Below are 11,591 nucleotides of genomic sequence, written 5' to 3'. Positions count from 1 at the left end.
GAGGAACCACAATGCCCTACGCCTGGCCGGTCGTCGCACTGTGACCATACTCGTGGCGGGGATTCGCACGCTCGGTGGCACAGTGGAGATGCTCGAAGTGGACGACCCGCGACCGTTGGCGGCCGACGAGGTCCTGATCGACGTTCGTGGTGCCGGGGTTGGCAACTGGGACAACATTATTCGTGAGGGCGGGTGGGACGTCGGCAAGAGTCCACCGCTCGCACTCGGTGTCGAGGCTGCCGGAGTTATCAAGGCCGTTGGTAGTCGGCCGAGCGGATTCGGCGTGGGCGATGAGGTGATGTGTCACCCTGTGCCGCTGCGCGGCCAGGGCACCTGGGCGCCGCTTTTGATCGCACCCGTCGGATCGCTCGCCCGCAAACCGCCTGAAATTCCTTGGGCGACTGCAGCGATCTTTCCGGTACCCGCGTTGACCGCCGAGCAGGTGGTGGGGGAGGCGTTGGCCCTTCGCGGTGGAGAAACGTTGCTTGTTCATGGCGCGGGCGGAATTACCGGTGGACTCATTGTCCAGTTGGCCGCCATGCGCGGGGTCGACGTGCTCGCCACCGCCGGCCCGCGCAGCGCCGCCCGAGTCCGAGGGCACGGCGCCCGGGAAGTCATCGACTATCGCGATCCGCTGTGGCCGCAACAGGCGATAGCGGCGGCGAAGGGCTGCATCGATGCCGTCGCCAACGCGGCCCCCGCAGGTGCCGCTATCGCGATGACCGCGCTTGCCGACGGCGGCCGGCTGGCCACCATCACCCCTGACCCACCCGCAACCACCCGCGGAATCAGGGTGACCCCGGTTTACGTCCGTTCCGACGGGGCTCAACTCGACCGCCTCACCGCGCTACTCGCGTCCCGTCGGTTGAGCATGCCGACCCCGCGTTCCTGCGGGCTGAATCAGGCCGCCGCTGCCCTCGCGCACGTCGTCGCAGGCGACGTGCCCAGCGGAATGGTGATCACCAAAGACATCTGACCAAGTTGCCAGCACCCCGAAAAACCACAACGAAGGAGTTCCAAGATGACCACCATTACCCCGATCATCACCGGAGTGGCTGATCACATCGGACACTACGCCGATGCTGTCGCCGTATCAGGAACCGGCACACAGATATTCGTCTCCGGCACACCCGGGGTGCGCGATGACGGCACCGTGCCTGAGGACTTCACCGACGAAGCCAGGCAGTGCTGGGCCAATGTGGAAGCCGCACTCGGCAAGTCGGGCGCCAAGCTCACTGACATTGTTTACATGCGCCAGTGGGTCACCAGCCGTGACAATGCGGCCGCCTACCTGGCGGTGAGCAAAGAAGTCATCCGTCACCAACCCGCCGCCATGTTCACCATCGTCGACGGGCTGGTGTGGCCCAACATCCGCGTGGAAGTCGAAGTCATCGCCATCCTGCCGGCATGAGCGATTACCCGATCGTCGAGTTGTCCACCGACGCACTGCTGACCACAACCCGCTCAGTGCGCAAACGTCTCGATTTGACCAAACCCGTTCCCATCGGCTTGATCCGGGAATGCCTAGAGATCGCGGTGCAGGCACCGACGTCCGCCAACGTGCAGAACTGGAGCTTCATCGTGATCACCGATGCCGAACAGCGTCGCGCGATCGCCGATGTGTACCGCCGCACGTGGGACTTAATCGTCGCTTCGCCTTTCGCGGTCGCCGATCGCTTTAAGGACGACCCTGCACGCAATCGCGAGCAGCGCAAAGTCTCTGACAGCGCGGCGTATCTCGCCGAGCACATCGGCGAAGTTCCCGTCCTGATGATCCCGTGCGTCGAGGTCATCGACGATGACGGCGCGCTGACGGGCGAAAACGCCAACCAGTATTGGAGTTCGATCATGCCCGCCACGTGGAGCTACATGCTCGCAGCCCGATCTCGGGGCTTGGGAACCACGTGGACCGGGGTGACGATATTGGCCGACACGGAGATGCGGGCCATCCTCGGCCTGCCAGACAACGTCTATCATGCCACCACCGTCCCCACCGCTTACTACACCGGCACAACCTTCCGCCCTGCCAAGCGGATCCCGCTCGACGACGTGCTGCATCTCGACCGATGGTGAGTCGCAGTGGGTTTGGCGCGCGGTCGTGGCCAGGGGCCGAGCGGAGACCGCTGTGACGTTGCGCGAGGTGGCACCGACCAGCCGGGCGATGGTGGTCGCGGTGATGGTGTCGATGGTCGCGTTTCTCGACTCCACCGTGATCAACCTGGCGTTGCCGGCCATCGAGCATGAGCTCGGCGGCGGACTGGCGTTGCAGCAATGGGTCATCGACGGTTACCTGCTGGCGACGGCGGCCGCGATTCTGCCCGGCGGGTCCATCTCGGATCTGTTCGGACGCGTTCCGGTGATGCGGTTCGGCCTGTTGGCTTTCGGGGCAGGCTCGGTACTGGCGGCGCTCGCCACTTCACCGGTGATGCTGACCATCGCGCGCCTCACCCAGGGCCTGGGCGCGGCATTCCTCGTGCCGGGCTCACTGGCGCTGATCAACACGGTATTCGACAAAGCACACCAGTCCGCGGCGATCGGTGTCTGGACCGGATGGACGGGAACCGCATTCGCCTTGGGCCCCCTGCTGGGCGGACTGTGCGTCGATTTCCTCGGCTGGCGTTGGATTTTCGTGATATCAGCGATCCCCATGGCAGTCGGGTATGCGCTGACGTTCTGGCTATGTCCGATGCCGGGCCGGGTCGACGATGCCCGAGTGGATATCACCGGAGTCGGCCTATCGGTGCTGGGGCTCGCCGCGACCGTGTATGCGTTGATCGAATCACAACGCGACGGCTGGACCGGCCCGAAGGTCATTACAGCGTCGGTGATCGGAATCGTCGCACTGGCAGGGTTCGTGGGTTGGCAGCTCCGCAGCAGGTACCCGATGCTTCCGTTGCCGCTATTCGCCTTTCGCAATTTCGCTGCCGCCAACCTCGTCACCGCACTCGTCTACGGTGCGTTGACGATGGGATCTTTGGCCGTCGCCCTCTACACCCAAGAAATCGGCGGCTACTCAGCCACCGCAGCCGGATTGGCCACCCTGCCGATCCCGGCGCTGTCGTTCCTGTTCGCCCGTCACGTCGGCCGCATCGCCGCGCGGGTGGGAGCACGCGTGTTCCTGATCGCCGGGCCCGCCTTGGCGGGGATCGGGCTGCTGCTGATCCGTCCGAAACCTACGGGATTCAACGCAATCACCAACCTGGCCCCCGGAATGACCGTGCTGGCCATCGGGCTGGTTGCGACTATCACACCGTTGACCTCGGTGGCGCTGGCCTCGGTGCCGACCGAACACAGCGGCCTGGCTTCGGCGATCAACAACGCCGTTTCTCGGCTGGCCGCGTTGATGTCGACCGGGTCCATCGGCCTGATCAGCGTTGGCGCAGCGAGCGCCACCGGATTCGCCCACGCGTTAGAGGTGAGCGCCGCACTGTTCGTCTTGGGCGCGTTGTGCGCCGGACTGATGATAACCAATCCTCCCGCCGGGTGCCGGCCTGTGCCCTGCGACATTGCCGCGTTGTGCCGCGACCGGCCCGGTGTGCAACCCGCATTGGCCAGCAGGCCCTCGGCCGCGGCCGAATCGTCCCCTCTGCGGTAATCGTTCACGCGCTCGACGAAAGGTAATGGTGAAAAGCACTGCAACCGGGTGGTTTCACGGTCGCGAGATTAGCGTCGGTGCGCAGCCCATCGGTCTGGCGGCCGCCGCGGGAATCAACTCGACCGCGATGGTGTTCGGCTGACCGTGGCGCACGCAACGAGATGTCTGAATATCAGCACGTCGGGCAGTCCTGATCGGGGGGCACGGCGTTGAGACTTCTCAAGCGGACATGGGTTCCTCTGGTTGTGGCCGTGGCACTGATCATCGGCGGCGTGGCAGTGGTCCGACTCAATGGAGTTTTCCCAGGACCCGGGCTCCCGAAGCCCGATCCCCGGGATGCGACCCCGCCGTACGCGGCCAAGACAGCCATTTACGAAATCGTGGGACCGCCCGGGACGACCGGTGTTGTCAACTGGATGGACGCGGAGTCACTGCCGCAAAAGGCCAACTTCACCACGTTGCCTTGGTCAAAGACGATTGTCGCCGAGATGCCGGGCATTTTCGCCTACGTCGTCGCCCAAGGTGACAGCCCGTCGATCGGTTGCCGGATCACCGTCGACGGCAAGTTGGTCGATCAACAACAGGTCAACACCCGGGACGCGCAGGTTTCCTGCTTGGACAAGTCCGCGTGACCGACGACACGAGCGACACGGACAGAATCCCCGTCGCGCAGCCCACCGAAGTTGAGCACAGACCGCGGATCGCCCGCGCCATCCGCGTGCTGGCGCTGCCGATCGTCGTAATCTGGCTGCTGATCGCGGTCGGCGTCAATGTCTTTGTCCCACAGTTGGAGAAGGTTGCCGAGGAAGTGTCGGTGCCGCTTTCGCCGTCCGACGCGCCGTCGGTGACCGGGATGAAGCATATCGGGGAGAAATTCAAGGAATACGACTCCGACAACCTCGTGCTGGTGACACTGGTCGGTGACAGACCTCTCGGCGAGGACGCTCACCGGTTCTACGACGATCTGGTCAAGAAGCTGCAGCGGGACCATGAACACGTCGAGCATGCGCTGAATTTCTGGGGACAGCGGTTCACGTCGTCGGGTGTCGAGAGCTACGACCACAAGGCGGCCTACGTCCAGGTCAATCTGAAGGGCGACCAGGGCGGGGCAATCGGCGACAAATCGGTTGCCGCGGTGCGCAGGATCGTCGCGGACTCGAAGCCACCGGCGGGGGTGAAGGCCTACGTCGCCGGTCAGGGAGCGTTGACCGCTGACACGATCGTCGTAGGTGATGCGAGCCTGGCCAAAATGACGATCATCACCATCATCATCATCGCGATCATGCTGATGTTCGTCTATCGGTCCATCGGCACCGTGCTGTTGACGATGGTCATCCTGTTTGTCGGACTGGCGACGGGCCGAGGCGTGGTAGCGCTGCTGGGCAACACCGGCATCATGGGCCTGTCCACCTTTGCCGTCAACTTACTGACGGCGCTGGCCATTGCGGCGGGGACCGACTACGCGATATTCATGGTCGGTCGCTACCAGGAGGGCCGCGAACGGGGGCTGGAACGAGAGGCCGCCTACTACGACACCTTCGCCGGGGTAACCAAGGTGGTCCTGGGCTCGGGTCTGACGATCGTTGGGGCGCTGGCCTGTCTGAAGTTCACCCGGCTGCCCTACTTCAGCTCGCTGGCGTTTCCCTGCGCCGTGGGTCTGCTGGTGGTGGTGGCCGCCGGGGTCACCCTGACGCCGGCGCTGATCGCATTCGCAAGCGGCTTCGGCCTTTTCGACCCGAAGCGCGAGTTCAACTACACCCGGTGGCGCCGTCTGGCGACGGCGATCGTGCGGTGGCCGGCGCCCATCCTCGCTACCTCCGTCATCCTGGCGATCGTCGGCGCAATCGGCTTGATGGGCTTCACCCCGCGCTACAACGACTTGTACTACCTGCCGGAAAGCGCTTCCTCAGTGAAGGCCTATAACGCAGCCGATCAGCACTTCACTCAGGCCCGTTTGAACCCGGACCTGCTCATGATCGAATCGGACCACGATCTGCGCAATCCCAGAGACCTGCTGGTCCTGGACAAGATCGCCGGCGCCATTTTCCGGGTGCCGGGCATCGAACGCGTGCAGAGCATCACCAGACCTCTCGGCCCGCCGATTCAAGACGGATCGATTCCGTTTCAACTCAGTGTGCAAAGCGCACCGATCCGCGACAACCTCAATTACCTCAAGGCCCGTGTCGGCGACATCAAGAAGATCACCGGCTTCCTCGACACCCAGATCGCCCTGTTGGAGCGCCAGTACACGGTGACGCAGAAGCTGGCGAATGCCGCGGACGACAGCTCCAAGACCACGGCCGAGGCGGCGGCCATCACGGATGAGATCCGCGACCATATAGCCGATTTCGACGACTTCTGGAGACCGATTCGCAGTTACTTCTACTGGGAGAAGCACTGCTACGACATCCCGATCTGCTGGTCGCTGCGATCGCTCTTCGACGCGCTGGACGGGTTTGACCAACTCGCCGAAAAGTTCCATGCCCTTACCAGCGACCTCACCAATACGGCCACGGCTACGCGCGAATTGCTGGCGATTATTCCCGAGAATATCGCTGTCTCGAAGTCGATCCGGGATACGACGATGACCATCTACAGCACGTTCGACAGTCTGATCGATCAGTTCGACCGCCTGACCGACACAAACGCCGTTATGGGCAAGTCCTTCAACGACTCTCAGGTGGAAAGCCTCTTCTACCTGCCGCCCGAGGTCTTCCAGAACCCGGATTTCCAGCTGGGGTTGAGCTTGATGATGTCGCCCGATGGCAAAGCCGCTCGCTTCATCATCACCCACGCAGTGGATCCGGCGACGGCGAAGGGAATCGCATCGGTCGATCAGGAGCGCCAGGCGGCTAAGGAGGCGTTGAAACTCACCTCGCTCGAGAACGCCGACATCTACCTCGGTGGTACGGCTGCCACGTTTTACGACATCGCCAATGGCGCGAAGTACGACCTGATGATCGCGGGGGTGGCGTCGATCGTGCTGATATTCATCATCATGGTGATCGTCACCCGCGCCTTGGTCGCAGCGGGCGTCATCGTCGGCACCATCGTGATGTCACTGGGGGCCGCCTTCGGGTTCTCGACACTGATCTGGCAACACCTTGGCAATTTCCAGTTGCATTGGGTGGCAACTGAATTCGCGTTGATCGTGCTCTTGGCGGTGGGATCCGACTACAACCTGATGCTGGTGTCCCGAATTGAGGAGGAGATCGGGGCCGGCCTGAAAACCGGACTCATCCGCGGCATGGGTGTTACCGGCCCGGTGGTGACTGCCGCCGGCGTCGTGTTCGCCGTCACCATGGGCACGATGATCACCAGTGACCTCCGGGCGATCGGTCAATTCGGCACCACGATCGGCATCGGCCTCCTGTTCGACACCTTCGTCGTCCGATCTCTCATTACACCGTCGATCATGACGGTGATGGGACGCTGGTTCTGGTGGCCGAAGCGGGTTCGGGTCCGCCCGGCCAGCCTGATGCTTCGGTCGGTGGGGCCGCGTCCCCTAGTCCGTGCACTTCTGCACCACCCGCGGCACGCTGTTTCGCAGGATTCTCAGGCGTAGCAGCCGGCGCAGCACACATCGGCGGTTGCGTACCGCGTCGGGCCGATAACACGCGGGGGGTGCGCTAGTCGTAAGCAAATGTGCGCCATCGACATTTTTCGCGGATTGCACCCACCTGTTGTGCGCAATTTATAGTCCTCCAATAGAGCCAAAACCAGCGCCCATTTAGGGCGATTGCACGTACCCTGAGCGTATGGTCAAGACCAAGACCTGCGTACATTGCGGCCACCGGTTCGACCCGAACGACCGACAGCGTGACCTGTCCGATCCAGACTGGCTTCCCGCCGCATCAGTCTATTGTTCGCATGAATGCAGTGACCGGTTCCATTGCGAGATGGGGCATTGCTGCTCCACCCACATGAAAGAGAAGGCTCGGCGAGAAGCCGCAAAGGCGGCACATTCCTAACACACGCCGATCGGCATCGATCCCGTACGTGCGCTGCGCGAGGACTCGAATCGGTAGTTTGCCGTGTTCGGCTGTTCGGCTAGCGACCTGAAAACAATGGTCCCTGACTGACTCATCGGAACCGCTGCGTTCCCTGAGGTTCGTAACCCGGGAGCCGGGTCAGGCGTTCACCCGCTTCACGAAAGGTGAAAGTGAATAACACTGGCCAAGTGTGCCGTCCTCGATTCGGCACATGATCTGCGGCCTGCCAGGAAGCCTTTGCCGCCCGTTCTCGAGTGGTGCACGGCACGCCGACGCCGACACGGAGTACCGAGATGTCAGCGTCGAACGAGTGCGTATGCAGTCCAATCGGCATATGGGCCGGCGCATTACCACCCGGGTGAATACAGAACTGGGGTGATGACAGCTCACCCCGCCAGGCTGCAGGCTCAGTGCAAATCAGAAACGGCGGGATCGTCGCCCCGTTCGCGGGGCGCTTCAGCTGAGGGCGTCGTTCATACGAAACACGGCGGTCCGGACGAGGCCGCCGGGAACCAGGAAGGGAACCCGTACGCGGCATCGAAACAACAACCCACCCGCACCGAAGGTCGAGAACCGGACAGAAGGAAAAATGAACGACACCAAGCAGTCCACTGAAGATCTGGCAATCCTCGAGCAGCTCAACAATGACTACGTCCACTCCGACCAGTTCAACGATGTCAAGCGTTTCAGCGAGTTCCTCGCTGAAGACTTCATCGTGCAGACTCCCGGCGTCACTCGGAATCGTGAAGAGTTCCTCGATTACATTGCTAAGCCACGTCCATTCAAGGATCTCGGTGTGCACGACGTCAACATCCGCATCCTCAGTGACGTTGCTCTGATCCACGCCCGCGCCACGTACACCATGCTCGCCGACGGAGCGGAGCAAGAGGCTCTGTACACGGACACATATCAGAAGCGTGATGGCACTTGGGTCTGTGTCGCAGCCTGTGCGATCGCGCCGGGTGCTTAACCCGTCCGCCCATCCGCATGTCCAAGCCCGAATTCTTGGGCACCCCGGATACGGCGAGATGACCCGTATGATGCAAAGGCTCCCGATCACGCCGAGTAGATCGGAATAGGCCAGAATGCCGGCTGGAATCGTGCTGTTTCCCAATCCGGGCGCGATGAATCTAGTCGATGACGTGGTAGCGCAGGCGAGCCGTGCGTATTGTCTTGGGGTTCGCCAGATCTGGCTAGGCCAGCAATCCGACCACGATGCGATCGCCCTCGCCGCTTTGGTCGGCGCGGCCGTACCGGGGCTCGGCGTCGGCACGGCGGTGGTGCCGATCAACCCACGTCACCCGCTCATCGTGGCGTCGCTAGCGCAGACGGCGCAGGCCGCGTCGCACGGAAACTTCAGTCTCGGACTCGGATTGGGCGCGCACAAGCCGGAGCGGCAGGCCTTCCGGATGTCGTGGCCGAACACGATCACCCGACTTCGCGAGCACTTGACGGTGCTGAGATCGATCTTCGATACCGGAGCGGTGGACTTCAGCGGCAGCGAGATCAGCGCACACCCCGGATGGCCGGTGCGAGTTGCCGGGGGCACGCCCGTCCCGGTGTACGTGGCGGCGATGGGCCCAAAGGCGTTGCAGGTCACCGGCGAGCTGGCCGACGGCACCCTGACGTACCTTGCTGGCCCGAGGACGATCGCAGAGTTCATCGAACCAGCAATCACGACGTCGGCCGCCGACGCTGGACGGCCGAAACCCAGGATCATCGCGCAGGTGCCCGCATTGGTGTCCGACGACGTCGGTGTGGCCAAGGATTTCGCGGCCGAGCAGTTGAGCTTCTACGAGAGCATTCCGTCGTATCGGAAGGTAATTGCGCGAGAAGGTGTCGCCAGCGCGGCGAACCTTGCCGCGGTGGGTTCAGCGCAATCAGTCAGGCATCAGCTTCAGAGTTATCTGGATGCGGGTGCGACTGATGTGGTGCTAAGCATGCTGGGCTGGGCGGACGCCGCAGCCGCCGAAGAACTCTGGGCTGTCGCCGCGTCACTCTGACCGGCCGGGCTAGCGGTGGCAGCAGGATCCCAGCCACGTATTCGGACGCACTGAGTTCGCCTAAGCCAGTCACGGACTTCCCTGATCAACCCGGGGGCGCGCCCGGCTCAACGCTGTTGTTGCTAGCCGACGCGATCGTCGTAACCCGCAGACAGCCCGCGCTCGCTGTCACGCCCGTCGATTAGCGCTTCGAATCACCGCGGCGCATTACTCACCCGGGTGAATAGGCGGTCGGGGTGATGACAGTTCACCCCGCATGGCCGCAGTGTCAGTACGACCAGATCCAGGCTGGATCGTCGCCCCGTCCGCGGGGCCCGCCAGCAGAAGAAGTTATGCGTCGCCCATACGAGAGCTGCTGCCCAGCCGGACGTATGGAGATGCACGAAGGGACCCCCTTATGCATTTTGAGGCCAAGAAGGTCATTGTCGTCGGCGGTAGTGCCGGTATCGGTCGCCAGGTCGCGAGCGACATCGTCGATCACGGCGGAAGCGGGGTGATCATCGGCCTGTCAAAGGAACGTGTTGACGACACAGTCGCTGAGCTGACGGGCCAGGGCGGCCATGCTTGGGGTATCGCCGCCGAGCTGACCGACCGCGCCGCGGTCGCCGACGTGCAGCGCGTCCTTTCTGAACAGCACGGCGATGCGACACTGTTGGTCAACGCGGCCGGCTTCTTCATCCCCAGGCCATTTCTCGAGTACGACGCGCAGTTCTATGACTCGTACATGGAGCTCAACTATGCCCTGTTCTTCCTAACGCAGACCGTCGTTGCGGGCATGATCGCGAGCGGGAAGGGCGGGGCTATCGTCAACGTCGGCAGCATGTGGGCACATCAGGCGATCGGTGCGACGCCTTCGTGTGGCCACTCGATGCAAAAAGCCGGTCTGCATGCGCTCACCCACAACTTGGCGATCGAGCTTGCGGAGCACAAGATTCGCGTCAACGCGGTAGCACCAGCGGCCGTCAAGACTCCAGCCCTCGAACGGTGGGTGCCAAAGGACGAGATCGACGCCACTCTCGACACTTTCGCACCGTTTCATCCATTAGGACGAGTCGGCACCCCCGCCGACGTCGCCAACGCCGTGACGTATCTGCTCTCTGATGAGGCCAGTTGGGTCACCGGCGCAATTCTCAACGTCGACGGTGGCGTCATGGCCGGCCGCAACTAACCGCTGAATCAATAATGCGGAAGCCATTACGGCTGCGCGGGGCAACGCGACAGACGGCCCGGTGACATACGAGAAAAGCCGAGCACTCATCGACGTCAGAAAGATTCCGAAAGGAAGAAATGCAGTGACAATTGACATCTTGAGGGAAGGCGGGCCGCCAGCTAAGTTTGTCGGCCGCACGGAAGGCAAATGGGTGTTCAATGGAACAATCGGAGTTCGCCACATCCTGGATAAGGCTCAGGCGGAAGGCCGTTTCTCTGTCCTAGAGCACCCCATGTCACCCCGTGCGCTAGCCGCACCGCTTCATCGTCACCACAACGAAGATGAATACAGCTGGATCATCGAGGGACGCGTAGGCGCTCTGCTTGGCGACGAGGTGCTTTACGGTGGTCCTGGCGACTTCATCTACAAGCCACGAGGCCAATGGCACACGTTCTGGAACGCAGGCGATGATTCCGCCCGCATCCTTGAGATCATCTCTCCGGCCGGATTCGAGCAGTTCTTTGACGAGCTTTCTGACCTCGGCGGTATAGACAAGATATCAACAGAGGTTCTAGATCAACTCTGCGCGCGGTACACCCTAGAGATGGACGTTGACAGCGTGACAGAAATCTGCAAACGCTTTAACTTGAAATTTCCCGGTGAACCGATTTGGTGCTGAACGTAGGTGCGCTGATCCGGTGGGACAACTGACCGTGACGGGTTTGATCCGCGTAAGGCAAAAATCGCAGTAAGTAGTCCAACGAAGCTATGGAAGGTTCACCATGAAAATTGTGGTAATTGGCGGTCGCGGGCTAATCGGATCGAAAGTGGCGTCGAAGCTCAGCGCACGC

General features: G+C 62.4%; 10 protein-coding genes. All 10 read left to right on the top strand.

Going from position 1 to position 11,591, the window contains the following annotated elements:
• Positions 1-40 precede the first annotated feature (40 nt).
• The 10 genes from A9W95_RS12120 (at position 41) to A9W95_RS12075 (ending at position 11,419) form a co-directional block, all read left to right on the top strand.
• On the top strand, positions 41-976 hold the full coding sequence (locus A9W95_RS12120) for an NADP-dependent oxidoreductase (RefSeq protein WP_067412592.1): 936 nt from the start codon (positions 41-43) through the stop codon (positions 974-976).
• A 45-nt stretch (positions 977-1,021) separates the two neighbouring features.
• Complete coding sequence (locus A9W95_RS12115; protein WP_067412589.1) at positions 1,022-1,411, top strand: RidA family protein; 390 nt, start codon at positions 1,022-1,024, stop codon at positions 1,409-1,411.
• On the top strand, positions 1,408-2,073 hold the full coding sequence (locus A9W95_RS12110) for a nitroreductase family protein (RefSeq protein WP_067412588.1): 666 nt from the start codon (positions 1,408-1,410) through the stop codon (positions 2,071-2,073). Before A9W95_RS12115 ends, A9W95_RS12110 begins: the two co-directional genes overlap by 4 nt.
• A 52-nt stretch (positions 2,074-2,125) precedes the next feature.
• Positions 2,126-3,595, top strand: a complete 1,470-nt coding sequence (locus tag A9W95_RS12105; RefSeq protein ID WP_253851640.1) for an MFS transporter — start codon at positions 2,126-2,128, stop codon at positions 3,593-3,595.
• A gap of 209 nt (positions 3,596-3,804) precedes the next feature.
• Positions 3,805-4,227, top strand: a complete 423-nt coding sequence (locus tag A9W95_RS12100; RefSeq protein ID WP_082983050.1) for an MmpS family transport accessory protein — start codon at positions 3,805-3,807, stop codon at positions 4,225-4,227.
• Positions 4,224-7,160, top strand: coding sequence for an RND family transporter (locus A9W95_RS12095; RefSeq protein WP_067412585.1), 2,937 nt, complete (start codon positions 4,224-4,226; stop codon positions 7,158-7,160). Before A9W95_RS12100 ends, A9W95_RS12095 begins: the two co-directional genes overlap by 4 nt.
• Before the next feature lie 1,016 nt (positions 7,161-8,176).
• Positions 8,177-8,557, top strand: coding sequence for a nuclear transport factor 2 family protein (locus A9W95_RS12090; protein ID WP_067412583.1), 381 nt, complete (start codon positions 8,177-8,179; stop codon positions 8,555-8,557).
• A gap of 115 nt (positions 8,558-8,672) precedes the next feature.
• On the top strand, positions 8,673-9,590 hold the full coding sequence (locus tag A9W95_RS12085) for an LLM class F420-dependent oxidoreductase (protein ID WP_067412580.1): 918 nt from the start codon (positions 8,673-8,675) through the stop codon (positions 9,588-9,590).
• Positions 9,591-9,987: 397 nt separating this feature from the next.
• The gene (locus tag A9W95_RS12080) at positions 9,988-10,758 is read left to right on the top strand and encodes an SDR family NAD(P)-dependent oxidoreductase (protein ID WP_067412578.1); all 771 of its coding nucleotides are present in this window, start codon (positions 9,988-9,990) and stop codon (positions 10,756-10,758) included.
• A gap of 124 nt (positions 10,759-10,882) precedes the next feature.
• Positions 10,883-11,419 carry a cupin domain-containing protein gene (locus A9W95_RS12075; protein WP_253851639.1) on the top strand — a complete coding sequence of 179 codons (537 nt, stop codon included), beginning with the start codon at positions 10,883-10,885 and terminating at the stop codon, positions 11,417-11,419.
• The last annotated feature ends 172 nt before the right edge of the window (positions 11,420-11,591 follow it).

This window comes from Mycobacterium sp. 1423905.2 (assembly GCF_001673155.1).
Lineage (GTDB): Bacteria > Actinomycetota > Actinomycetes > Mycobacteriales > Mycobacteriaceae > Mycobacterium.
The sequence above is the reverse complement of the archived record's forward strand: the minus strand, read 5'-3'. Positions and strand labels throughout refer to the sequence as shown.